This is a genomic window from Ruminococcus sp. Marseille-P328 (genome assembly GCF_964249465.1).
GTDB classification, from domain to species: domain Bacteria; phylum Bacillota; class Clostridia; order Lachnospirales; family Lachnospiraceae; genus Blautia_A; species Blautia_A faecis.
Map to the genome: position 1 here is coordinate 58885 of NZ_CAXUBQ010000005.1, position 26464 is coordinate 85348.

At 43.5% G+C, this 26464-nt stretch carries 19 protein-coding genes and 1 pseudogene; 10 read left to right on the forward strand and 10 right to left on the reverse strand.

Annotated elements, in window-relative coordinates; genetic code table 11:
- Nucleotides 1-3 precede the first annotated feature (3 nt).
- A complete protein-coding gene (locus tag ACESTK_RS05190; protein ID WP_195699200.1) occupies nt 4-408 on the reverse strand; it encodes a hypothetical protein in 405 nt (134 codons plus the stop codon).
- 281 nt (nt 409-689) lie between these two features.
- Here ACESTK_RS05190 and ACESTK_RS05195 point away from each other — a divergent pair, with 281 nt between their 5' ends.
- Nucleotides 690-1736, forward strand: a complete 1047-nt coding sequence (locus ACESTK_RS05195; RefSeq protein WP_195699199.1) for a 5'-3' exonuclease H3TH domain-containing protein — start codon at nt 690-692, stop codon at nt 1734-1736.
- A 203-nt stretch (nt 1737-1939) separates the two neighbouring features.
- Nucleotides 1940-6748, forward strand: coding sequence for a hypothetical protein (locus ACESTK_RS05200; RefSeq protein ID WP_373119013.1), 4809 nt, complete (start codon nt 1940-1942; stop codon nt 6746-6748).
- A gap of 112 nt (nt 6749-6860) precedes the next feature.
- Here ACESTK_RS05200 and nrdG read toward each other — a convergent pair whose 3' ends face one another.
- The 5 genes from nrdG to ACESTK_RS05225 all read right to left on the reverse strand — a co-directional run bounded on the left by nrdG (nt 6861) and on the right by ACESTK_RS05225 (nt 13446).
- Nucleotides 6861-7370 (reverse strand): anaerobic ribonucleoside-triphosphate reductase activating protein, encoded by a 510-nt coding sequence (nrdG, locus tag ACESTK_RS05205; RefSeq protein WP_173717772.1) that lies wholly within the window; start codon nt 7368-7370, stop codon nt 6861-6863.
- Between the two features lie 231 nt (nt 7371-7601).
- Nucleotides 7602-9791, reverse strand: coding sequence for an anaerobic ribonucleoside-triphosphate reductase (gene nrdD / locus ACESTK_RS05210; protein ID WP_373119016.1), 2190 nt, complete (start codon nt 9789-9791; stop codon nt 7602-7604).
- A 432-nt stretch (nt 9792-10223) separates the two neighbouring features.
- Complete coding sequence (locus ACESTK_RS05215) at nt 10224-11087, reverse strand: carbohydrate ABC transporter permease (RefSeq protein ID WP_118578072.1); 864 nt, start codon at nt 11085-11087, stop codon at nt 10224-10226.
- Between the two features lies 1 nt (nt 11088).
- Nucleotides 11089-11967 carry a carbohydrate ABC transporter permease gene (locus ACESTK_RS05220; protein ID WP_227199023.1) on the reverse strand — a complete coding sequence of 293 codons (879 nt, stop codon included), beginning with the start codon at nt 11965-11967 and terminating at the stop codon, nt 11089-11091.
- A gap of 249 nt (nt 11968-12216) precedes the next feature.
- On the reverse strand, nt 12217-13446 hold the full coding sequence (locus ACESTK_RS05225; RefSeq protein ID WP_226815019.1) for an ABC transporter substrate-binding protein: 1230 nt from the start codon (nt 13444-13446) through the stop codon (nt 12217-12219).
- Between the two features lie 479 nt (nt 13447-13925).
- On the opposite strand from ACESTK_RS05225, the gene ACESTK_RS05230 reads away from it, so the two are divergent.
- Together ACESTK_RS05230 and ACESTK_RS05235 are read left to right on the forward strand one after the other, a co-directional pair.
- Nucleotides 13926-14183 (forward strand): hypothetical protein, encoded by a 258-nt coding sequence (locus ACESTK_RS05230; protein ID WP_148462016.1) that lies wholly within the window; start codon nt 13926-13928, stop codon nt 14181-14183.
- 133 nt (nt 14184-14316) lie between these two features.
- The gene (locus ACESTK_RS05235) at nt 14317-15249 is read left to right on the forward strand and encodes an AEC family transporter (protein WP_195699196.1); all 933 of its coding nucleotides are present in this window, start codon (nt 14317-14319) and stop codon (nt 15247-15249) included.
- Here the strand turns inward: ACESTK_RS05235 and ACESTK_RS05240 are convergent.
- On the reverse strand, nt 15227-15352 hold the full coding sequence (locus ACESTK_RS05240) for a hypothetical protein (RefSeq protein WP_368356999.1): 126 nt from the start codon (nt 15350-15352) through the stop codon (nt 15227-15229). The two genes, ACESTK_RS05235 and ACESTK_RS05240, sit on opposite strands and share 23 nt — an antisense overlap.
- On the opposite strand from ACESTK_RS05240, the pseudogene ACESTK_RS05245 reads away from it, so the two are divergent.
- Nucleotides 15317-15391 (forward strand): annotated as a pseudogene (locus ACESTK_RS05245) (DUF6783 domain-containing protein); the annotation flags it as partial. The gene ACESTK_RS05240 and the pseudogene ACESTK_RS05245 overlap by 36 nt on opposite strands.
- A gap of 24 nt (nt 15392-15415) precedes the next feature.
- Here ACESTK_RS05245 and ACESTK_RS05250 read toward each other — a convergent pair.
- From ACESTK_RS05250 to gnpA, 3 genes are all read right to left on the reverse strand, one after another.
- Nucleotides 15416-16759: a sensor histidine kinase gene (locus ACESTK_RS05250; protein ID WP_187564815.1), complete on the reverse strand. Its 1344-nt coding sequence runs from the start codon at nt 16757-16759 to the stop codon at nt 15416-15418.
- A gap of 2 nt (nt 16760-16761) precedes the next feature.
- Nucleotides 16762-17478: a LytTR family DNA-binding domain-containing protein gene (locus ACESTK_RS05255; protein ID WP_118578074.1), complete on the reverse strand. Its 717-nt coding sequence runs from the start codon at nt 17476-17478 to the stop codon at nt 16762-16764.
- Between the two features lie 117 nt (nt 17479-17595).
- A complete protein-coding gene (gene gnpA / locus ACESTK_RS05260; RefSeq protein WP_195379716.1) occupies nt 17596-19758 on the reverse strand; it encodes a 1,3-beta-galactosyl-N-acetylhexosamine phosphorylase in 2163 nt (720 codons plus the stop codon).
- A 270-nt stretch (nt 19759-20028) separates the two neighbouring features.
- Here gnpA and ACESTK_RS05265 point away from each other — a divergent pair, with 270 nt between their 5' ends.
- The 5 genes from ACESTK_RS05265 (at nt 20029) to ACESTK_RS05285 (ending at nt 26447) form a co-directional block, all read left to right on the forward strand.
- Nucleotides 20029-20853 (forward strand): helix-turn-helix domain-containing protein, encoded by an 825-nt coding sequence (locus tag ACESTK_RS05265; protein WP_148462020.1) that lies wholly within the window; start codon nt 20029-20031, stop codon nt 20851-20853.
- Nucleotides 20854-21018: 165 nt separating this feature from the next.
- Nucleotides 21019-21228: a hypothetical protein gene (locus ACESTK_RS05270; protein WP_187564817.1), complete on the forward strand. Its 210-nt coding sequence runs from the start codon at nt 21019-21021 to the stop codon at nt 21226-21228.
- Nucleotides 21229-21261: 33 nt separating this feature from the next.
- Nucleotides 21262-23367: an ATP-binding protein gene (locus ACESTK_RS05275; RefSeq protein WP_187564818.1), complete on the forward strand. Its 2106-nt coding sequence runs from the start codon at nt 21262-21264 to the stop codon at nt 23365-23367.
- Between the two features lie 176 nt (nt 23368-23543).
- Nucleotides 23544-24905 (forward strand): MATE family efflux transporter, encoded by a 1362-nt coding sequence (locus ACESTK_RS05280; protein WP_118578079.1) that lies wholly within the window; start codon nt 23544-23546, stop codon nt 24903-24905.
- 204 nt (nt 24906-25109) lie between these two features.
- Entirely contained in the window at nt 25110-26447 is a 1338-nt protein-coding gene (locus ACESTK_RS05285) for a TrkH family potassium uptake protein (RefSeq protein ID WP_195589872.1), read from the forward strand.
- Nucleotides 26448-26464 lie beyond the last annotated feature (17 nt).

The window sequence follows — 26464 nt, forward strand, 5'->3', positions numbered from 1 at the left end:
CACTTAAAATTTGTCAATAAAATCCAGCAAGTCCTTCTGATCCTCTTCGCTGAGACCGGAATCTTCTGCAAAGGCACAGAACAGACAGGTAAGTGAATTTTTAAAGCTCTGGAAATCAGAATCTCCAGAATCCCTGCAGCTGGTCTGGCGATTTTTTATCAGCTCCTTCATCGCATTCCGGAACAACTGGTTCTTCTTATCAAGCTTTCGTCTAAGCTGCAAACAGTGTACGAAGAGACCTAAGGTTACCAGAGGAAGGCTAAAGGATAACAGAATTGCTTTCGCCAGGTAAAAGGCAGCAGCCGGCTGATCCAAATTCGGAATTCCGTTCATCATGCAGATCAGTAGCGAGTATCCGGTGACGATCACAAAAAGAACGCCGGATAAGGTTAAAATTATTTTTTTCATTGAGTACCTCCTCATTCTACGTAGAAGCGGGAATTCAGAAATAATTTTGTTTTCTGCTCCCTTCACTATATATACGAAAACCAGAGAAAGAAATAACACGAAATCTGAAAAAATTTTTGGAAATTTTTCAGATAAGATAAATTTATGGTATACTTACAGAGAGATTGAGAAAAATTACAGGTCTGATATCATATCAGATATTGAAAAGACACTTCCTGACAGTGTGTAAAAATCAACGCTTTGTTAGGAGACTGTCAAATAATCATAGAAGGAGAACAATCATGCCAAAATTTCTGATCATCGACGGCTCCTCCATGCTGTCTACATCCTATTACGGAAATCTTCCCAAATCTATCCTTTTCGCAAAGACGGACGAGGAAAAAGAGAGACACTATTCGGAAATCCTGCACACCTCCGATGGAAAATACACAAATGCCATGTTCACCATGCTTCGCACCCTTCTGGCTGTCTATAAGAAGGTAAAGCCGGAATACGTGGCATTTACCTTTGACATGACAAGAGATACTTTCCGCCGTACCCAGCTTGGCGCCGATTTTTACAAAGCCAATCGCAAGGAGACTGCCCAGCCATTAAAAGAACAGTTTATCCAGATGGAAGAGCTTCTGAAAGCAATCGGTTGTCCGGTATTTATGAGCCAGGACTATGAGGCTGACGATTATGCGGCATCTCTTGTGGAGAAATTCCAGGGCCCGGATCTGCAGACTTATGTGCTTACCAAGGATCACGATTATTTTCAGCTGGTAAGCGAATATACCCGCATGTGGCGTGTTGTTACGAAGGATAAGCTGGAGAATTTAAAGGATGCATATGGCCTGTTTGGAAAAGAGGCTTACGAGGAACTCCCTTCTAATGTATTTGAATATACACCGGAAATTGTCTGTTCTGAGGAAGGGGTATATCCGGAACAGATTCCTGTGCTTCTGGCGATCACTGGAGATCCAGGCGATGGAATTCCAGGCTGTAAGGGCGTTTCCTCAGCAGCAGCGCCGCTTGTAGCAGAATATAAAACCCTGGACGCGATCTATGAAGCAATTGAGGACTGCGAAGACGTGGCAAAGAAAGAAAAGGAACTGAATACTTTCTGGAAAGAAAACCTTGGAATAGGCAGAAGCCCTCTGAAAGCACTGAAAACAAATAAAGAGATGGTATACTTAAGCGAACAGCTGGCAACTATGAAACGTGACATTGAGATAAAAGAAAGCCTGGAAGATATGCGGCTTCATATTAATGCAGAAGAACTGATCAGACAGTTAAAGCGCTACGAAATGAACAGTATTTTGACGGAATATGAAAAAACACTAAAATAGTCAAAATGTAAAGAAAACACTTAATTGTCAGAAAAAAGAGAAAATATCAGAAAAATACAAATGGGTGTTGGTAATGTGTGTTTATTTACACAAAATACATAAATTATTCACAAAACGCTTGCCTAAAACGGAGTAATACGCTATAATTTCCCCATACTACTTATTGATCAATTTCAATAAATTTAATTCATGGAGGGAAATGTATGAAGAAAGATTTGAAAACACTCAATAAGTCTGTTGCCATTGCAATTGCAGCGGCAATGACCGCAACTTCCGCACCGACACCACTTCTGGCGTCAGATTTTACAGATGGAGGAGATTTCGTATCTGAGTCTCCGGCAGCGGAAGCGGACATCACAGAGGAAGCTGCTGTAGAGGCAGATGGCTTCGGAGATGAAACCGCAGTGGCAGCTGTTACCGAGGAGGGCTTCGGTGACAGTGAGGCAGTTGCAGATGCAGAAGAGAGCGGAAGCACCGATGAGGTTGCTGCTTTTGATGCAGAGGCACCTGGCAAGATTGGACATGTTGCATTTGATGAGGAGGATAAGAATGTCCTTATCTGGTATGCGGACCAGAAGGCAGATGAATACCAGATCCGTGTAACAGACGGAGAGTACACTTACCGCTACAATTATAATGCAAGCGAGCCAGAGACCGGTTATCCGTCCACAGTCAACTTAAGCTATAGTCTTACAAATCTTACCATGCGGCCGTTCAAGGTTGACGCAGAAGGAAACCTTGTATACAAACCAGACGGTAAAGACGGATATATTGCAGGTCTTGAGAATGGCAAGACATACAAGGTTTCCGTTCGCGCCGTAAACCGTAACAGCGCAGATGGAACTGTTGCATATGGTGAATGGTCTGACGCTGTAGATTATACCTACGCAAAGAAGGTCGCTGAGCCGAAGAGTGTGACAATTTATGCAGCTGAAAGAAAGAATCAGATTCAGGTATCCGGCGAGAACCAGAACCTCGAGGTTTCCATTAAGGATGAAGCTGGAAATGAATATTATTCTTATGCATATGGAGCAAAGGAACCCTCCTATGTAACTGCTTCAGGTAACTGGCTCAATTTCTATGAGAATTACGGTTATCTGCTTAAAAAGAACGACACCACAGGTCTTTATGAAGTCGCTTCTGATGCAGACGGAAAATATATCGGTGCTTTCCAGAAAGGCAAGAAATATACCGTTAAAGTCCGTGCATATACAGGCTCCGGCGGCGAGAAGAAGGTAGGCGACTGGTCCAATGAGCTGGTTGTAGAAGCAGATGACAGCGGCAGTCTTGTACCAGAGAAGACCGGTAATTTCAAATACAACGATGAATATGAATATGTAAGCTGGAACCGTATCCAGAATACATATGTATCCCAGTACGAAGTTGAAGTAGATGGAAAAGTTGCCTTTACAACAGATTCCAATTATTCCTATCCAAACTTCTATTTAGGAAGAACCTACGGAGAGTTCAAATTTGAAAGAGGTAAAACCTATACCATCCGTGTCCGCGGAATTAATTACAGATATGAGAATGGTGCAAACAAGAAGCAGGAAGGTGAATGGTCTGACGCTTATACAGTAACTTATAAAGCTGTAGATACAAGCCTGAAGAAAGTCTCCGGTGTAACAGCTTCTTCTTATGTTCTCAGCTGGAATCCGGATAAGAATGCAGACAGCTATGAGATTAAGATCACAGACGAAGCTGGACGTGAGTACTTTGAGTCGCTGGCATCCGATCGGAAGAGTGGCCGTTATACCAGAGTAAGCGGCACCAGATATTCATTTGATGACTCTGATTATAACACTTATACAAGTGTAGACGGAGTTCTGGAACCTGTTATTTACCCGGCTACCGGTCAGCCTGTTTATGCATTTGAAGATGGAAAGACTTATAATCTTTCTGTTCGTGCCGTTAAGATCGGAGAGGATGGCAAGGAAGTATACGGAGACTGGTCCAATGCATTTGCATACAAAGTAACCGCTTCAGATGCAGGTACCAGTGAGAAGCCTGCAGCTGTTTCCGGTGTAACCGTAAACACAGAGGACAGTGAGCCAACCCTGCGCTGGAATGCACTTGACAATGTAAACCGCTATGAAATCCTTGTAAAAGATTCTGCCGGACGTGAATACGTGCGCTCAGCTTCTCTGAAGGATGACGGAACTGTTGATAAGACCTATTACAGCGTCGGTCGCAGTAATTTCCCAAGTGTTTCCCTGTCAAAGCTTAAAGATGAAGATGAATATCTGTATACATATACAACAGATCCTAAGGTTTCATTTGACCGTGTAAGAGATGAGAATGGCGATCCGATCAAGGCAATGGCTCCTGGAGAATCCTATACCTTCCAGGTACGTGCAGTACGCACTTATACCGTTGATACAGACGGAAAGAAAGTCACAAAGACCGTAGAAGGCGACTGGTCAGCACCGTCCGCTGCATTTACAGTAGATGCTCTTCAGCCGATCACAGATCTTCAGTATGTAAAAGCTGACGATGAGTACTATTATTTCACATACAGTGCAAAGGTTGATTTAGACAGCGTATGGTATCAGATCGCAACAGGCACAGAATTTACCACTGCAACTATGGCAAGTGACTGGAGCCGCTTCTATTATGATGGCTCAGCTGGTTCCGCGAAACTGAAGATCAGCAAAAACAACAGTAATCTGGAAGCAGGAAAAACCTATTATGTTCGTGCAGTGAGCAGTGCAGACAGACCGGAAGAGGAAGAGGTTGCAAAACTGAAACCTGCAGCAGTCTCCTTCACTACAGATGCAGAAAAGGCACCTAAGAATGTAACTGGCTTAGAGATGTATAAAGAATCTGCAAACAGCTTCAAATTCCGTTTTGATGCTGTTCTGGAAGATGGCGACTCTTATGAGCTCCAGTACACAGATAAGGCACAGCCTTCCGAAGAGGATTGGGTAACCGCTTCTTCCAGTGGTTACTATGATGAAGATGAAGATGAGTACTATGAGGATGATGATGCACTTACATTGAGTAAATCCTTATTAAAAGAAGGAGCAACCTATGTAAGAGTTGTCGCTTATGTAAAAGACAAGAGCGGAAACAAGAAATATGGTACTCCTTCCAATGTAGTAGCTGTCAATGTTTCCAAAGCTACTTCAGCGATCAGTAACCTGAAGCTGGTTGAGAAAACACCGGATGGTTATGTATTCTCCTATGACGGAACTGTAAGAAAAGAAGAAGATGTAGAATTCTGGTATTCCGAATCACCTGAATTTGTAAATGATTACAAGGTTACAGATTGTATTTCTGGTGAGAACAATAAGGCAACACTTTACTTTGAATCACTTACACCAGGCAAGACCTATTATGTGCGTGCCCGTGTAAAAAATGATAAGGCAGCTACACTTGCACAGAAATACAGTGCATACACAAATACAGCATCATTTAAAGCTGGTATGCCGAGTATATCTGTAACAAATGTTATCACAGCAAAGACTGTTACCTTAAGGATGAGCGCTGAAAGCGGATCAGAAGGCTGGCTTACCGGCTATCAGATCCAGAGAAAGAATGGCAAGAAATATAAAACAATTGCCAAAACTACAGACAGCGTTTATAAGAACACCAAACTAAAAGCAGATACCACCTATACTTACAGAGTAAGACCATATTATTATGATTCCGAAACAGGCAAGACCACTTATGGAGCATGGGCTTATAATAAGGTTACTACTTGGGGCGGTGCGCTGAAACTGAAAGCAACACCTAAGAGCACAACTTCTGTAAAACTGTCCTGGACCAAGATCAAAGGTGCTAAGGGATATGAGATTTACAGATGTGAAGGATCTTCTATTGGAGATACTGTAGCAGCTGGCATGGCCAACAATTTTGCCAAGTATAAACTGATCAAGACTACAAGTGCAAAGGCTTCCAGTTATACAGATAAGAAGCTTCAGAGCGGTATGGATTATTACTATTTTGTAAGAGCTTACAAGACTGTAGGAAACAGCAAGTATTACATTGATGAGGGTGTATATGCAAATCTTAGCTTCGAGATGACTACTGTTAACAGTATTTCTTATGCAAACGGTAAAGTGAAGTTAAGCTGGCAGCCGGTATATGCCGGAAAGGGTTATCTGGTTGAGAAGAGAAATGAAGAGACTGGTGCATGGGAAACCTATAAGACACTGAAAGCTTCCACATCTTCCATTACATTCCCGGCAGCAGATACGGAAACAACCTATCGTGTACGTGCATACAGAGGACAGGAATACAGCAATGAAATCAGAACATCAGTTATCCCTGTTATAGCAACTCCTGGCAATGTAAAAGCGGTTGCAAACAAAGCAGATGGAAGCATTACGGTAACATGGAATCCGGTAGCAGGTGCTGATTACTATCGTGTATATAGAACTACCTCTTCCTGGAACAGATATAACAAAGACAGCAATTCTTACAGCTATAATTACGGTTCCAGTGCAGCCGTTCCGAATTATGTTGCTGATTCCACAACAGTCAGCGGATATAAATGTGTTAGTGAACTGAAGGAAACGACTATTACAGATCGCGAGATCAAGTACACCTATAATGGTGCAACAAGCACAGAGTACAAAGGACCGAAAGCAGGAGTAAAATATTACTATTATGTAGTTGCTTACAAGAATGGCAAGTCCTATGAGTACAAAGATTCTGCTGACGCAACATACACAAGTGGTGCAAGCAAATCTGCAAGTGCTATGGTTTCCACAGCACAGATCGCGAAGCCAACCAGTCCGAAAGCGAAAGCAACAAAGGGCAAGATCACTGTCAGCTGGAAAAAAGTAACAGGAGCTACCGGATATCAGGTATACCGTTCCACTAAGAAAGGTTCCGGATACAAACTGGTAGGAACTATTACAAAAGGCTCCAAAGTGAAATATGTTGACAAGAGCTCCAAGAAAGCTGGAACCAAGTATTATTACAAAGTACGCGCCGTTGGAAACAACGAAGCAGGTGTTCCAATCTATTCTTCTTACAGCACACCAAAATATGCGAAAGCAAAATAAATAAAGTGTAATAAAATCCCCCTCCTGTTAGACAGGAGGGGGATTTTCAATTACCCAGATGTAAAAACTTATGCAACTATTTGAATGCAGATATAAGAAAAGAAGACCCGTATCACAGGCCTTCTTTAATAAGCTTACCATCCTTTAAATGCAGAATTCGCTGATTGCTGCTCCCTCTGAACTGGAGGGAGAGGTTTTTTAATTCCTGAATAAACTCTCCGTCTACCAGAACGTCGATGCAGGAGAGCATCCGGTCTGTAAAAGGAGTGTAGATCTTACCTCCGGGAACCATATCTTTGTCAAAAAGATATCCACTGTAACACCAGATGGATTTATCCGGAAAGGTACGTCTGATTTCTTCCAGAAGCTCTGCCAGCACAGGCTGGTTCTCTGGCTCAAATGGCTCTCCTCCAAGTAAGGAGAAGCCCTCTATATAAGAAGGAGCAAGCAGCTCCAGAATCTTATCCTGTGTCTCCCGGGTAAATGGCTTACCGTAGTTAAAATCCCACGTAGGTGCGTTAAAACAGCCCTTACAGTGGTGCCTGCAGCCAGATACGAACAGGCTTACACGCACGCCTGTGCCGTCTGCTATGTCGTAGGATTTAATGTTTCCGTAGTTCATAACTGATTCCTCTTTTCCTTCTGTGCTTGATAATCAAATGCACACATCTTGCAGAAAGCCTTTTTCAAACACGATTCAGGACTTTCATAGTAAAATACCATTATGCAAAAAAATCCGGACAGAAATCAAAATTATGAAATTCAGAAAACTGTCCGGAGTGTTAAGTTCAGTGGTAACGTTATATAAGGTTCTGTAAACGTAGTTCACAGAAAACCCGGGAACCATTACTTATTACAGATGTAATACACGATCCTTGATCTCCTGGGTACGTCCCTGGTTCCAGAACTGGGTACCGATGTATCCACAGGTTCTTCTGGCAACGCTCATCTTATCCTGATTGCGGTTACCGCAGTTCGGGCATTCCCAGATCAGCTTGCCGTTCTCGTCTTCTTTGATCTGGATCTCTCCGTCATATCCGCAGACATCACAGAAATCACTCTTGGTATTCAGCTCTGCATACATGATGTTATCATAGATAAACTTCATAACAGAGAGAACTGCCGGGATATTCTGCTTCATATTCGGAACTTCCACGTAGCTGATGGCTCCTCCTGGAGAAAGCTTCTGGAATTCAGACTCGAATTTCAGCTTGGAGAATGCGTCAATCTCCTCAGTAACGTGAACGTGATAGCTGTTTGTGATATAATTCTTATCCGTAACTCCTGGAATGATGCCAAAACGCTTCTGAAGACATTTGGAAAACTTGTATGTGGTGGATTCCATCGGAGTGCCATATACAGAGTAGCTGATGTTCTCAGCTGCCTTCCACTGGGCACATTTGTCATTAAGGCGCTGCATAACCTTCAGCGCAAACGGACGAACCTCAGGGTCTGTATGAGGCTTGCCGTACATTCTCATGCACATCTCATGGAGACCTGCATATCCAAGTGAGATCGTAGAATAACCGTCATAAAGAAGCTTGTCAATGGTCTCACCCTTCTTAAGCCGTGCAAGAGCACCATACTGCCACAGAATCGGGGCAACATCGGAAACAGTGCCAAGAAGACGTTCATGTCTGCAGCGGAGTGCTCTGTGGCAAAGCTCCAGGCGCTCCTCCAGAATCTCCCAGAATTTATCAAAATCGCCTTCTGAGGAGCAGGCTACATCTACAAGGTTAATGGTAACAACACCCTGGTTAAAACGACCGTAGAACTTGTAGGAACCGTCCGGGTTCTTCTGTTTCTCCTCAACGGTAAGGAAGGAACGGCATCCCATGCAGGTGTAAACATTGCCGTTTTTTAACTGGCGCATGATCTTGGCTGAGATGTAATCCGGAACCATACGCTTGGCAGTACATTTCGCTGCAAGCTCTGTGAGGTACCAATATTTGGAATCCTCGTGGATGTTATCCTCATCCAGCACATAGATCAGCTTCGGGAATGCAGGTGTGATCCACGCACCGCGCTCGTTCTTAACACCCTGCATACGCTGCTTCATAACTTCCTCGATGATCAGTGCAAGGTCATCACGGGTGCGTCCCTCCGGAACTTCATCAAGATACATGAAAATCGTTACAAATGGTGCCTGTCCGTTACAGGTCATAAGAGTGATCAGCTGGTACTGGATCGTCTGGATACCACTCTGGATCTCATCCTTCAGTCTGCGTTCCGATACCTTCTGGATGATCTCATCATCAAGAGGCTCACCGCAAGCCTTACGTTCCTCGATTACCTTGTTACGGATCTTCTGGCGGCTGATGTCTACAAAAGGAGCCAGATGGGCGAGAGAGAAGGACTGTCCGCCGTACTGATTGCTGGCTACCTGTGCGACGATCTGTGTGGTAACGTTACATGCGGTAAAGAAGCTGTGAGGCTTCTCAATCAGTGTCTGGCTGATAACCGTGCCGTTCTGGAGCATATCCTGCAGATTGATCAGGTCACAGTTATGCTCACGCTGTGCGTAGTAATCGGAATCATGGAAATGAATGATTCCCTCGTCGTGAGCCTTTACGATCTCCTCAGGAAGAAGAACACGCATGGTCAGGTCCTTGCTGACCTCGCCTGCCATGTAATCACGCTGGGTAGAGTTAATAGTAGGGTTCTTATTGGAGTTCTCCTGCTTGGCATTCTCATTAATCTGGTCAAGAAGAGCAAGGATGCTGTCGTCTGTGGTATTGGACTTGCGGGTAAGCTCTCTCTTGTAGCGATAGCGCACATACTTCTGTGCAACCTCATAACCGCGCATCTCCATAATGCCGGTCTCTACCATATCCTGAATATCTTCCACATTGACAGCGTGGGAGGATTCAAGGGCACGGGTGGCAATCATATCAGCAAGCGCTGTGATCTGGTAATGACTCAGCCTGTGAAGCTTAGAAACCTCCTCATTCGCTTTTTCAACGGCGTTGATGATCTTCGCCTTATCAAAAATAACTTCCACGCCATTTCGTTTAATGACGTTTGCATTGACCTCAGTACTCATTCTTTCAAATCCCTCCATATATTGTGTTTAAATCTTTAATTACATACTAGATGTTGTGCACTATCAATATTACAGTATTCTACAGAAAAGTCAAGGTCAAAACCATTGATTTTAAAAATCTGTGAAATGTGCTGAATTTTCGTCAGCAGGACAGAAGAATCATTCGGTGATCTCCAGTATAGAGTTCCTGAAATGTGCGGAATCATCGGGGTTATTCCGTATGTGAAATTTTACCGTACACAATAAAACAGTTACTGGATGACCAGTAACATGTTTTGTATGATTTCGCGCCGCAGCTGTGAACAATGTTCACAAAAACACCTGGCGGAATACTGCCTTCTGAATAGTTATGGGGCATGAACAAAGGGCTGCCCTGGGCAACCCTTTCTCGCGTCCGCATCTTCCTCTATTATACTTGGAAAAAAATAAAAATCAACCCTTGACACCACCAGAAGTGAGTCCTCCAACCAGATTTTTTTCGATTCCGACGAACAGAATTACAACTGGAACAATTGCATAGAGGGAAGCAGCAAACAGATACTGCCACTCGATCATATTGTAACCATTGAAAATATTGATACCAACGGTGAGAGGCTTGAAGGTATCAGTGGAGATCAGTGTCAGTGCCACTGTATATTCGTTCCAGGCGTTGATAAATACGAAAATAAGCGCTGTAACGATACCAGGTGCAGCAACAGGCAGAAGGATCCTTAAAAGGGCATGTACGCGGTTACAGCCGTCAATAGTGGCAGCCTGCTCCATCTCAGGGGAGATGCTCAGGAAAGTACCGCGGAGCAGCCAGATAGCAAATGCCTGGTTAAATGCTGCGTTGATAAAGATCAGGCCGATAATGCTGTTGGTAAGATGGAACGCCATCATAACCTTGTAGATACCGATGAGAAGTACAACCGGTGCGAACATCTGGGAGACAATAACAAATCCCAGAAAAGCAGTCTGGCCTTTGAATTTCATTCTGGACAGGGCATAAGCAGCTGGGATACCGCAGACCATAGCCAGAAGAGTGGAGCCTCCTGCGATCACAATGGAGTTCATCATGTAATTGCTCATGGGAGCCAGCTTCCATACGTCTGTGAAGTTGGACCAGATGGCCTCAACAGGGAAAATAGTTCCATTCATGGAAAAGATTTCCGCGCGGCTTTTAAGAGCAGTACATACAGTTACAAAATATGGGTATAAAGTTATCAGACAGATGGCGATGATCACTACATAGAGCAATACACGCAAAACTGTGTTTCTGGTATTTTTTTTCTTAACTGAAGCATTGGTGTTTGCCATATTATTCGTCTCCTTTCTTCAGTACGGAAACCATGTACAGGCTGGCGCAGAAAAGAAGAATCAGGAAGCCGATAACAGATACGGCTGCTGCCTGTCCCTGTTTGCCGTTGTAGAAGGCCAGTTTGTACAGATAGGTAACCAGGGTGTCGGTACGGTTAGCAGGGTCACCCTTGGTTATGGTCCATATGATCGGAAAAGAGTTAAATACGTAGATAATGTTCAGGATGGTACTGATGGTAAGATTCGGACGTACCAGCGGGATGGTGATCTGGAACATTTTCTGCCAGTAACTGGCTCCGTCTACGGCTGCTGCCTCATAGTAGCTGGCATCAATACTCTGCAGACCGGAAAGTACGGTAAAGGTTACAAATGGAATGGTAACAAAAATACCGCAGGCAATTTCCCAGGCGAAATAAGCACCGGCAGTAGGAGTCCAGTTCACAGCGTGGTCAATAATGCCAAGCTTCATCAACAGTGTATTTAAGGTACCGTAATCTGTGTCGATGATGAATTTCCAGATACTTGCCTGAACGATCAGGGTTGTGGCCCATGGGAAAACAACAACGGCACGTGCAAGCTTACGGCCTTTAAATTCATTGTTGAGGAGGATCGCAAGGATAAATCCAAGGAGTGTGGAGATGCCGACTACGGCAACGGTCCACACAAGGGTGTTTTTCAGCACCATGGCAAAAACAGGGCTGCTTGTTACCTTGCGGAAATTTTCCAATCCGGCGAAGCCTTTGATCAGACCAGCTTTGCTGACGTCGCTTAAGGCCATACGGAATACAAAGATAATAGGAACCAGGATGAAAATTGCCATGAGAAGGACACTTGGCAGGATCCATACATATGGTTCCACTTTTTTGAATTTTTTCTTCACAGGGATACCTCTCTTTTTATAAAAATAGCGTTGACGCTGCGCAGACAAGCACAGAAAACGGCGTTTGTTACGCAGAAAAACAGAACCTTCTTGTGACAAATACAAGAAGTAGTGTTTGCTTCGCAAAAAGGTGGAACCTTCTTGTGCCTGGCACAAGAAGTAGCGTTTGCTTCGCAAACTTAAAAATGGACCGGACCCGTAAGTCCGGCCCATTATCTTCCTCGTAATGGGAAAAACAGTGGATTAAGATCAGCCAGCGATTTCTGCCTGAAGGTCATCCAGTAATTCCTGAACGTCGCCGCCAAGAAGAGCATTCTGCTCTACGTTGATAACGCCCTGTTTTACATCTGCCCATTCTGCTTTCGCTGTTGGATAGAATTTACAGCTGTCTAAGATATCAATCCAGCTTGCCATATCTTCGTTAGCTGCTGCGAGAGCCTCGCCGCCGGACTTGGTTGCCGGAAGGAATCCCTCCATGTCAACCCACTCTGTATAACGGGCATCATCATAGAAATAATCAAAGAATGTGGAGATAGCAGCTTTCTCATCATCTGAGTAGTCGTTATCGAAGCACATGAAGCGGTCCATAACACCTGCAGATACAGACTCGCCTGTATTGGAAGGAATGGAAGCAACGCCGTAGTTTACTTCATTTCCGCCTGTAGCAATGTAGGTAGGTAAGCTGTTCGGTGCGATGAGCATAGCTACTTTGCCAGCGCCGAACATATCCTGCAGATCATAACGGGTATCGTTAGCAGGATCGGTGTTTGTGTAACCGGAATTTACAAGATCGATTGCGTACTGGATTGCTTCAACGTTCTGCTCACTGTTCAGTGTCCAGTTGCCTTCATCGTCAACGAATCCGCCGCCGTTGTTCCAGGTGTAGTATGCGAATGCTGCCTGACCTTCGTCAGTAGTCATATCGATACCCCATGGATAAATGCTGTCGTCATAAGCCTTAAGAGCTTCACATGCAGCTTTCAGTTCATCCCATGTAGTAGGAACTTCTACGCCTGCTGCATCGAGGATGTCTTTGTTATAGTACATAGCACGTGCAGATGCAAGATCAGGGATAGCCCATACAGTTCCGTCTACTTCAGACTGTGCAAGGAATGCATCGTACATCTTGCTGTAGGTCTCTTCAGAAACAACGTCCTGGATCGGAAGAAGGAGATCATCTGCCTGATAATCTGCGAATACGTCGATATTCAGGACATCAGGAGCTTCGCCATTGGCGATACGGGTATTTACTACGGTGTAGATATCGTTCCAGGAAACAACCTCTACGTTCAGGTTAATGTCCGGGTTTGCTTCATTAAATTCTGTCACGAAGTTCGCCCACCAGTCAGCAGTCTGCTGGCCATACTGTGCAGCAATGACGTTTATGTCTACTTTGTCTGCGGCGGATGCGGTGACCGGAGCCATGGAGAGAGCCATTGATAAAGCTGCGCCTGTTGCTAAAACCTGTTTCATTTTCATAAGTATTACCTCCCTTTAGATACGAGTTGAGGCATTCCATAGATACATCCTTGTACCAAATGGAGTGCCTCTCTGTAGAAAATAGCATACAACAAAAACAGTCAGATGTCAACAGAAATTGGTGAAAAAAACAATGAAAAATATCAAAAACAAAGAAAAACACAACGAAATACACAAAAGAAAAAACAAAAAACTACAAAAGCCATGGAAAAAATGTAGAGAGTAGAATAAAATAACAGATAATTTATAAAAAATTATACAAAAAACGAGAAGTATGGTACGAAATCATACAAATCAGGATTTCTTTGCTCACGAAGAAATTACGATAACCAGGATTTGGTTAAAATGTGGTTTGACATTTCAGGGGCGGATATTATACAATCATATTTAATCGAAAAAAATTCAGGAAAGGAGTATGCGGCAGTCAAAAAGAACTGAGAGGGTAAGCCCTGATGGCATGCACTGCTGCAGAACATAAAATGGAAGAATTATACGCTGCAATTGAGAAAAAAATCAAAGCTTCCGGTTATCCGCGTGAGATTTCCGGTGCAGATGTGTATGATGATATCTGCGACCAGATCGAGGGAAAAGAGAACGGAAGCTATATTCTGCTGTCCAAGTTTGAGGATGATGTAATCTTTGAGTATCATATCACGGTAATGGATGATGATTTTAATCTCGGGGTTCTTACCATGCGTACGCCTGAGGGAGTATTTGAGACCGATTTTGATGAATAAAAGAACTATTCAGACACGCTCTGGCAGAAGAGTTTGCCATACGAAATATCCTGTAAGGTAAGAAATCAGGAAGAGTCTGGATTAAGAAATACCAAAATACAATATTAAGAAATACATAGAAAGTGTGCATAGAATGAAAGTATTGGAAATTATTTTGCCCGTACTGGTGATGATCCTTCTGGGTATGGCCTGCAAGCGGCTGAAACTGCTGGATCAGAATGGAATTAACAATATGAAGCTTCTGGTGACCCAGATCATGCTTCCTGTGGCAATTTTCCATGCCCTTGCTACGTCAGAATATAATAAAGAAACCGGAATTCTGGTTGGAATTATGTTTGTAATGCTGGTTGTTTCCTTTAGCATCGGTTTTTTACTCCGCCCGCTTATGCCGGCAGAGCGTTACCGGAAATATCTGCCCTTTATGGTCAGTGTATACGAAGGCGGTTCCATGGCCTATCCTTTATATACCAGCCTTTGCGGAGCGGAGAATCTTTCCCAGATCGCTGTGCTGGATATTGCAGGTCTTCTGTTTGGCTTCAGCGTCTATATGGGAATGCTCGGACAGGTGGAAAACGGGGAAAAGATCGATCCGGGAAAACTGTTTTCCAGTGCAATACGCACACCGGCGTTTATTGCAAGTGTGCTGGGAATTATTGCCGGACTTACCGGTGTGGTGCAGAAGCTTCTTGCCGGACCGTTTGCAGGTACCTATACAAGTGTGGAGAACATTCTCACCACTTCCATAACCTCAGTTATTCTGCTGGTGGTAGGATTCAGCATTGAATTTGATAAGAAACTTCTTTCCCCATGTATCAGGACCATCGTACTTCGTGTTCTTCTTCAGGCAGTTATGATCGGGGGAGTGCTGCTGGCAATACATTACATAGTAGGGGATCATCTTCTTTTGAACCTTGCAGTGATCAGCTACATGTCCGCTCCAGCCACATTCAGTATGCAGACCTTCCTGAAGAGTGAGGATGGAAGCGCTTATGTTTCCACCACAAATTCGCTGTATTGCCTGGTATCCATACTGGTGTATGTGGTCATGGCATTTGTAGTTTATTGATGCAGAAAAAGAAAGCTTCAGACAGTATCATTTCTGATATTGTTCTGCAGCTTTCTTTTTTTGTTGGATTCGGGGAAAATATACCGCAAAGTGGGGCGTGCAGATTGCGGGAATGATTTTTCAGATACGCTCCAGAGTGTGTCTGCATGAAACCTCTCTGCTTTGCTTATGGATGAGAAACGGCTGTTTTCTGTATGCGCAGCATAATTTTAGCAGTAAAAACACCATTCTCATAAGTGAAGCTGCTGTCTCCTCCATTCTTTTCTGCAATGTGGCGGACAGACTGGATTCCCACTCCGTTTCCGGTACGCTTGGATGACTGGAAAATATGATTTTTCTCCTGTATTTTCCCTTCAAAGGTATTTTCCACCTGGATCAGGAGAAGGTGCTTATGATGAAGGTAAACCTCTGCATGGATGCTCCTGTTGGAAGACTTTGCTTTCAGGCTGGCTTCCAGAGCATTTTCCAGAAGGTTGGAGAGAACCAGGCACATATCAATCTGGTCTATGGAAATGTGGGCTGGCAGATCTGCCTTTGCCTGGAAAGGAATGTTCTCTCGTTTTGCCAGAGCGGCATAATGGCTGATTACGCTGTCAGCCGCCTGGTTTTCACAAAAATGCAGGTTGTAGTCTGGGATTTTACTGTTTGCATTGGAAAGATATTCTTTTATTTTTTCCAGATCTCCCTTTTCAGCCAGGGAAGAAAGCTGCAAAAAGTGATGGCGGATATCATGTCGTGCCTGTCTTGCCTCCTCTATGGCAGAGCAAAGGTTCTCATATCGTGCCTGCTGAAGGGAGAGAAAATGGTTTTCCTGCTGAAGCCTTGCATTTTTATTCAGGCTGTTGGCCATCATAAGAAACATTGTGTAAAACAGCATGAGAATTATAAGAAGCACCAGGCTGATCACAATGTAGCCCTGCAAAATACGTCCGGTATACAGAGTTCCCTCATATTTGGGAATCATAAACAGGTTCAGACCTATAAAAATCAGTGGCAGTATCCAGAAAACATACCAGGTCTGGGCTAAATTTTCGTCATCAATCATAGTGCGGGCTGCATGGGAGGCCGGGTACCAGGCGGCAGCAACGAACAGAAGACATATTACATTGTAAAAAATACCGGCACTGGTGTGAAACCAGATTTCTGTTTCTGGAAGTCCAAGTCTTTCTGCCACAATGGCATTTACTGCTCTGGAAAGGCTGTTTACACAGGCAAAGACCGCACATACTGCCAGAAAAATGCTGCCGGATTTCCAGATAGAGATAGTCAGGCTTTTGTGATAGATCAGCATCAGTACCAGCAGAGTGGGAAAAAGCACTGAGCTGGTAGGGATGTTAAGAAAGTAACAAAATCCTCCTTCCAGGAGACAGATTCCTGCCAGAAGAGGTGCAAGCCATGCAGCCAGTCTGCCGGGCGGTTGTTTCAGATATGTCTGTACCGGCAGATAGGCAAGGAACAGACCAGAAATCATTACCGTAAGCTCCAGAACAGGTCTTAATATAGTATTCATATTCAATGTCCCCTTTGAAACAGAAAATCCATAAAAGTCTGTCTTGCATTTTTAACCAGCTTCCGGCTGACGGAAATCCGGGTTTCATCGTCCAGGATAAACAAGGCTCCATCAAAATCAACAGCATGCTCCAGATTGATCACAACGCCTCTGCTGCAAAGATAAAATCTTGGATCCATTTTCAGGGATGCAGTAAAGGCTTCGAAGGACTGGCGGGTGATCAGCTCTTTGCCGCCGGTAGTGTGAATATGGATCATATGGGAAAAATGTTCTGCGTATATAATATGTCGAAACGGAACCTGTACATTGCTTCCATTTACTTTTATATCTATGTATTTTCCGGAATCCGGGATCCGGGACAGAACCTCATCAATCAGGTCTGAAATTTCATTTTCGGGATATGGCTTCACAAGGTAGTGCATGGCACGGACCTTGAACCCATCCAGAGCATGATCCGTAGAAGTGGTAGTAAAAATTAAAAGTGCATCCGAGTCAAATGTCCGAAGCTCTCTGGCAGTCTCGATCCCATTTGCACCACTCATGTAGATGTCCAGAAAAACGACGGTGAAAGGACGTTCCTTTGCCGCAATAAGAAAATCTTCTCCATTTTCAAATTCAAATAAATTTACGTGAATCCCACGTCTGGAAAGCTGTTTCGTCAGTACGTCTGCGAGCTTGTCACGCTCTTCTTTAATGTCATCAACAATTGCAATTCTCATAATGGTTTCCTTTATTTTGTGATAGGTTTATTATAATACCATTCGCGCCATTTTCCAACACTTCGTGACAGAATTATTGAAATATGATGTGGTTTAATTATAATAAACCTATGACTATTAAATCTGGTACCATTTAATTTCGTTTGCATCCATATGAAGCGGGAAGCTGCTGCCATCTCCTTTATAGACGACTGTATCCTGTGACTCGTAAGTATTGTTTACGACACAGTACTTGCCATTCTTTACATAAGCGTGGACCTCTACATTATAATTGGTGGAATACCATCGGTTCAGTTCGTCCTCGGCAGATGCAGACCAGAGAACCGCACGGTAGAGCACACGGCTGTTTCTGAAGCTGTATGGAAGTCCGCTGATGTAAACACCGCGGCCTTTTCCAAAGGTTTTTACTGCCATCTGTACCTCATGGTCATTCTGGATCAGGATCCGGGTTTCCGGAAGCGCAAAAATATTCTTTTTGCCCTCACCGAAGTCCACATCACCTTCTGCGTCAGCCAGAATAAAGTGGTCTCTGTGTTCCTCCCAGTTGTATTTATCGGTATTTAAATTGAAGCCTCTTTCTTCTTCCACACCCAGTACATCATCCAGCTGGAAGAATTTTCCCTGCCACTGATGGGCTGCAGGCTCGCCAACTCCGATGAAACCGCCGCCATTGTAAACGAACTCCTTTACAGCAGTAATAATGGTTTCATTTACCCAGTACTCGCCGCCGCTTTGCGCAGTATCCGCATCCCCTACATTGATCACAACATCAAATTTTTTCAGCAGATCCTTATCTGCCAGAATATCATCAAAACTGATAAAGGATACATCAAAGGGTGCACCGCTTAATGCCTCAATAATGCCAAAGTAAGAGTAATTCTGTTTGTAATAGATTGCGTGATGTACCATATGATTGCCCCAGGAACGCATGCGCCCCCAGCAGTTTAACACAGCAACACGTTTCACGCAGTAAGGAGTCACACCCTGGATATTATCATAAAGGGTGCGGAATTCCTGGCAGACCTCTTTAATGTACTGGACAAAATCCGGGAACTGAAGAGCCAGCTTCAGATATCCGCCATAACCAATTCTCTGGATGGGGCTTCTGAGAATGGCACGCCTTGCAGTTACCCAGTTTACCTTCGCCTCTTTCACCGGGTCTCCACCTTCGTGGAAGGTGTCCGGGAAAAAGTATGGAAGAAATCGTCCTTCCGTGTATTTTACATTTTTAATATCGCTGAACAGACGCAGGGTTGCACCATTTCCTACACTTCCAACCACAGCATCAAGACCGATGGAAGCAAACTCATCCATAAATGGCTCCATGCCGATCCAGTGGTCACCCATGAACATCATGGCTTCTTTGCCATATTCATGGACAATGTCTACCATTTCCTTTGCAAGCTTCGCGACCTCGCGGCGCTGGAATGCCTGGAAGTCCTTGAATTCCTTGGATGGAATGCGATAGGTATTGTTCATGTAGCCCTGGTCGATAATGTATTCCGGTCGGAAGGGATAGCCAACCTCTTTTTCGAACTGCTTCAGCACATATGGACTGACAGATGCGGAATAACCGAACCAGTCCACATATTTCTCCCTTGCCAGCTCATCAAAGATCAGGGTGAACTGATGGAAAAAGGTGGTGAAGCGTACCACATCCACATACTGGTGGGTATCAAGGAATCTGCGGAGGCGCTCCAGAGAATGAGCTCTTGTTTTTGGCTGGCGCACATCAAAGGTGATCTGCGGCTCTACATCTTTCCAGTCGTTTACCACTGCATTGTACATATGTACCGGATCCCACATAATATAAGCCAGAAAGCTGACGGTATACTCATGGAACAGTTTTACAGGTGTAATTACCACATTTCCGCTCGTTTCATCATAATGCCACTGACTTGCCGGAACCACTGCTCCTGTGGTACGGTCGATTACTTCCCACCACTTTGTGATATCATCGCGTGTGTTCACCTTCAGCATATCCGGGTACAGGTGGTCCATAAGGTGGATTTCCAGTTTGTCTGATGTTGCGGTGTGGAAAGAACTCATAATGTACATTTGCTGGATCTCATCCGGATTAGCCTTTGCCCAGGCATTGTCCTTTCGGGTGGTGTAGTAGGTAGCGTAGATTTTCGCACCAGTGTCCTTCAGCTCCTGTGGGAATTCGGTTCCATCACAGTCACGGATGGCATCTGCGCCCCACTCATTCATAATATCCAGTGTTTCCTTTACCACATCCAGGTTGGTAGGAATAGTAACTCTGCCTTTTTTCTGTTCCATTTTGCGACCTCGCTTTTCTTTTTTTTATTTACAAGGGTTGTTAACATTGTTTGATAGTTGTTTTTTCTGTAATATAAGAATACGTTTTTGACAGCTGTTTTTCAACAGAGTTGTTGCTAAGGTTTTTAGAAATATTGCTGTATTTTCCGTTCTATGGTACTCTAAGTGTGCGAGTGTTTATTCCCTGTTGTTTGAAAACGCTGTATTCGGAATATCGGGAGCCGACAGCGCGGACAACAAACTATAGCTTATGATACATAAGGAGAATCTATGAGTACACGTTCCTTTTCTTTTTCCAATGATAATCCACTTTCTACAGAAGCAGTTCTGGTGAATGCCTCATCCTCCAGATACGAAGAGGACTGGCCCAGCATTCCTCATACCCATGCTTTTACGGAGCTTTTTTATGTTTCCAGAGGAAGCGGCGAATTTCTTATAGAAAATCAGCGGTTTTCCATTGCCAGGGACGATCTGGTCATTATCAATCCACATATCCTGCACACGGAAACTTCTCAGAGCGCTGCGCCCCTTTCTTATTATACTGTAGGAGTGGATGGAATTAGTTTTTCTTTCCGGGATCAGAAGGAATTCCAGATTTTCAACTGCCGGAAGATTAATACAGATCTTTTGTTTTATTTCCACTCCCTTTTTCAGGAATTAGATGAGAAAAAAGAGGGTTATGAAGAGATTTGCAGACATACGCTTTCTATTCTTATTGCCCAGCTTCGCAGGATTACAGATTCCGGCTTCCAGCTGGTGCCTTCTTTTCATCCAAGTAAGGAGTGTGCACAGGTCAAGCGCTATCTGGATTCTAACTATGGGGAAGATATCAATCTGGATCAGCTGGCGGCATTAAGTCATCTGAACAAATATTATCTAAGCCACGAGTTTACACGATATTATGGGATTTCTCCCATTAATTATCTGAACCGGCGCAGGATTGAGGTTTGCAAAAATCTTCTGGAAAATACAGATCATGATATTTCTGACATTGCCCATCTTGCAGGCTTTTCTTCCCAGAGCTATCTGGCGCAGAGTTTTCGGAAATCTTGCGGTATGACTGCTATGGAGTACAGACGAAGCAGGCGTGAATAAACAGAGATATTATTTCCGGAGGATTTTTTGAGGAAACGTTACCAGTGACCAGTCACATTTTGGTTAAAATGCCAAAAAATAGTTGAAGACACAGGTGAAAAATTGTATAATTGACTATAGTAAAAAGTGAAATCGTATTAAAATCATATACAGGAGGAAACTATTATGAAAGAAGCGAATGACAAAAAAGAGAGCATGAAGCCTGTGAGTCAGGCAGTTGTTGAGTTGGATGATGAAGCATTGGATCAGGTCAGCGGAGGCCTGAAGAGGCTGGACAGCGATTGGAAGCCGGAAATAACAGAGGTTTGCAAGTTATGCGGCTCCACCAGAAACGTCCGTGGTGGTTTATGCCTGGCATGCAAAAACAAATGTTAACAGCAAAAGAAAGGATAAATTTAAAACGGTATTATGCTTTCACGAGAAAAAACAAAGACAGACGATCAAAGGCAGGATGTAAATGATTATCCGGTGAAAGAACAATATGTTTTAAGCAGATTATTGCCCGAGTATGTATCCTTATACCGGATAGAGCTTAATTCCGGCAAATATGAAATACTGAGACTGGATGCGAATACCAATGCCAGGCAGCTGGCGGAGAAAGATCCCCATCCGGCTGAAAATTTTGATGAATATGCGAGAAGATATGCAGACAATTTTATTCTGGATGAAGAGAAAGAAGAGTTTATAGACTGGCATCTTTGCGCAAATATGAAAAGAAGGCTTTTACATGAAGAGAAGCTTACTTACCATTACCACAGTGTTTCAAAGGAAGGAAAAGATAGCTATTATGAAGCCTATGTAGTGAAGGGAAAGACAGAGGATGAGACCTTTGATGTTTTTCTTGGATATCGCAATATAGACAGTATCCTTTACAAAGAGAAGGAAATCCAGGAGAAACTGCGAAAAACTCTGGATGAGGCCAGATTGGGAAATGAGATCATTTCCTCCATTGCCAGAACATACCAGTATATTTCCAGAATTGATATCCAGGCAGATTATTTTGAGGAAATTTCCAACAGGGATGTGGAGCATCTGAAATATATTCATTCAGGTACTCTGTCTGAAAACAACAGAAGAGTTTGCCGTGAACAGGTGGCAGAAGAGTATCAGGATGCTTTTGAAAAATTTACAGATATCTCTACACTACCGGAACGAATGAAAGACGAAGAATCTGTCGTTTTGGAATACCGGATGAAGGATGGAAGCTGGCATAGTCTGCGCTTTATTGAAAAGAAAAGGGATGAAAACGGCCGCCTGACCCATGTTCTTTGTGCAATCCGAAGTATCAGTGATGCGAAGAGAAGGGAGCAGACTCTTATATACCAGGCTGCTGAAGCGAAGAAGGATGCGGCGGTTAAAACCAGATTTCTGTCTAATATGAGCCATGATATCCGAACTCCCATGAATGGGATCATAGGTATGATCGAATTGGCAAACCGTTATCCCAATGACCCTGAAATGCAGCAGAAGTGCAGGGATAAGATCATGGAATCCTCCAGATATCTGGTTTCTCTTGTAAATGATATACTGGATATGAATAAACTGGAGTCGGGAGATATTGTTGACCAGGAGCTTACTTTTGATCTGACAGAAATTCTGAGCAGGACCAACACAGAAAAGCAGCTTCAGGCAGCTGAGAAAAATATAGAATACATCGTGGATTGGGAAAGGTCAGAGCTAAGTCATATATTATTAACCGGAAATCCTGTTTATCTGGAACGGCTTCTGAATGCGATTTCTGATAATGCGGTGAAATTTACAGAACCAGGCGGAAAAATCCATGTATGGTGTAAAGAGAAGTATGCAGATGAAAAACGGGTAGTGTATGAATTTGGCTGTGCAGATAATGGTCCTGGTATGAGCCAGGAGTTTGTGGCACATGCGTTTGACCTTTTTACCCAGGAGAAGGAAACCAGCCGGTCGAAATATGAAGGCACCGGACTGGGACTTTCCATTGCAAAGAAGCTGACAGACAGAATGGGCGGCACAATCCGGATCGAAAGTAAAGAGGGAACCGGCACAACTGTGGTCATGACAATTCCGTTCAAAATCGGAGAAGCAGAAAAAGCCCGGAAGCTGGAGGATTTTGTAAAGGATCCGAATACGATTTCCCTTGAAGGTCTGCGTGCACTGGTAGTTGAGGATAATGAACTGAACATGGAAATCGCCAGCTTTATGCTGGAAGATAATGGAATAATTGTGGATTGCGCCAAAGACGGACTGGAGGCAATTGGGAAATTTGAAAAGTCCGAGCCAGGCTATTATGACGTGATTTTAATGGATATCATGATGCCAAACTTAAACGGCTGGGATACTACCCGGAGAATTCGTTCCATGAAAAGATCAGATGCAGAGCGTGTACCGGTTATTGCCATGAGTGCCAATGCATTTGCAGAAGACATTATAAACAGCCGGATATCTGGCATGGATGAGCATCTTACCAAACCCCTTGAACCGGCGAGGCTTGTAAATGTACTTAAGGATTGTATCTGGAGGAGAAAACATAAGCTGTAAACGGGCTGTTGATCAGTGGAGGAAGGATGCGTGCAATGAGCAACAGCCGCATTCTTGATCGTTGCAAAATCAAAAAAGAAGCTTGATATTGACAAATATATGAGTTAAAATCAGAAGACATAATTCGTTTATGTTTTATTGGTTTATGTCAAAAAATTTGTCAGGAGAAAACAGATATGAGTAGTAAATCTAATACACAGGCAATGGAAACGGAAAAAATCCCACGTCTTTTGGCGCAGCTTGCAATTCCTGCTGTTGTGGCACAGATCATTAACCTTTTGTACAACATTGTAGACCGTATTTATATTGGACATATTCCCGGTGTTGGTGCGGCAGCATTAACCGGCGTGGGGTTATTTACGCCAATTCTTATGCTGATCAATGCCTTTGCCATGCTCGCAGGTTCAGGAGGTGCTCCCCGAGCCGCAATTTCCATGGGGAAAAAGGACAATGCGACAGCGGAAAAGATTCTTGGAAACTGTTTCTCGCTTCTTATTCTTATGGCTGTGGCTCTTACGGTGATTTTTTTCGCTTTTGCTCCACAGCTTCTGACAATATTTGGTGCCAGTGATAAGACCCTTCCTTATGGAGTGTCATACGCAAGAATCTATATACTGGGAAGCATTTTTGTCCTGATCGTAATGGGAATGAATCCCTTTATCACCACACAGGGATTTGCAAAGATCAGTATGATGACCACTGTGATCGGTGCGGTGATCAACATTATTCTGGATCCTGTTTTTATTTTTGTATTTGACCTGGGCGTAAGCGGTGCTGCAATTGCTACTGTTTTGAGCCAGGCTGTTGGTGCCATCTGGATTCTTCGTTTCCTGTCAGGAAAAAAGACCATTCTCCATCTTAGGAAAGAGAATTTCAAATTACAAAAAAATATTATCTTACCATGCCTGGGGCTTGGAATATCCACTTTTGTCATGTTGTCCACAGAAAGTATTCTGTCCATCAGTTTCACCTCCAGCCTTTCAAGATATGGCGGAGATCTTGCGGTTGGAGCCATGACCATTATCACAAGTGTCAGCCAGCTTGCAACCTTACCGCTGCAGGGAATATGCCAGGGCGGACAGCCGATCATGAGTTATAATTTCGGTGCCGGCAATAAAGAGCGTGTTAAAAAAGCATTTTTTACGCAGTTTACAGTCTGCACGGTTTTTACCGGCTGCTTCTGGCTGATCATGCTTCTGTTTCCCAGGCTCTTTGCAGGTATTTTCTCCAATGATACGGATCTGATCACGTATACCGCATGGGCACTGAGAATCTATATGGCTGGTATTTTTTCACTGGGATTCCAGGTTTCCTGTCAGCAGAGCTTTATGGCACTGGGACAGGCGAAAGTCAGTCTGCTGCTTGCATGCTTAAGAAAACTGATCCTGTTGATTCCGCTGATCTTTATTCTGCCGCTTTTCATTCAGAATAAGGTATTTGCCGTTTTTCTGGCTGAACCAATCAGCGATATACTGGCAGCAATCATTACAACTTCAACTTTCTTCAGGCGATTTGATAAAATACTGGATAGAAGATAAGAATAAAAGCCATTTGGTTGGATATGTTTCTGACTGAATGGCTTATTTTTTTGCTACGGCAACCGAATTCAGGCTGAATATGGCGGAAACACATCTTTATACAATCTTAATACAGAATCAGATACTCTTATACCATCTTTAAAGGCAATTATATATAATGGGTGCAACAAAAAAGTAATCATTCGTAAGGAGTTTTGATCATTTATGCCGGAAAAATCATATAAGAAAAAACATCTGACATCTTTTCAGCTAATAATTCTGGGATTTGCAGGAGTGATCCTTTTGGGAAGCATTCTTTTAATGCTTCCATTTTCATCTGTAGATAGAATACCAACTCCGTTTCATGAGGCTCTTTTTACAGCCACTTCGGCGGTATGTGTAACCGGGCTTGTAGTAAAGGATACCGGAAGCTACTGGTCTCTGGCAGGACAGACGATTATTCTTATACTCATACAAATAGGCGGTCTGGGAGTGGTAACGGTGGCTGCATCTGTTTCCCTTCTTTCCGGTAAAAAAATATCCCTTATGCAGAGAAGTACCATGCAGGATGCGATTTCCGCGCCTAAGGTTGGCGGAATCGTCAGATTGACAAGGTTTATTTTAAAGGGGACATTTTTGATTGAAGCTGCAGGGGCAGTGTTACTGCTGCCGGTTTTTTTATGGGATTACAAAGGAAAGGGAATTTGGCTGTCAGTCTTTCATTCTATTTCCGCTTTTTGTAATGCAGGCTTTGATATTCTGGGAACATCTGCAAATCCTTTTCCTTCCCTGACAGGGTATTCTGCAAATGTTCTTATAAATGTAGTGATTATGCTTCTGATCATCATAGGGGGAATCGGTTTTCTCACCTGGGACGATATTTATACCAACAAAATGAAGTTTAAACGTTATCGCATGCAAAGCAAGATTATCCTTGTGACTACTGCATGCTTGATTTTAATTCCGATTATTTTTTTCTTCACCTGTGATTTAAAAAATCTATCCGCAGGGAATCGCTTATTAGCTGCGGCGTTCCAATCGGTAACTACAAGAACTGCCGGATTTAACACGATTGATATTTCAAAGATGAGTGAAGCCTCAAAAGCTGTTATGATATTGTTAATGCTGATTGGCGGTTCACCTGGTTCTACAGCTGGTGGAATGAAAACCACAACGTTTACAGTTCTTTTGTTAAATGCAATTGCCACATTCCGAAGCCAGGAAAATGCAGGGGCTTTTGGCAGGAGGCTGGAATACCATGTGATAAAAAATGCGGCGACAATAGCCATGCTTTATTTTACGTTATTTTTTTGCGGCGGACTTGCAATCAGTATATATGAAGAACTTCCTCTTTTAGACTGCCTGTATGAAGCTGCTTCAGCTGTGGGAACAGTAGGACTCACGCTGGGAATTACACCGAAGCTTCATATGTTTTCGCAAATTGTGCTGATTATACTGATGTATTTGGGGCGTGTAGGTGGTCTGACTCTGATTTATGCGGTGCTTTCAGGAAGAAACAGGGGAAATGCAAAACTGCCTCTGGAGAAAATAACAGTTGGATAAGAAGGAGAAAATATAAT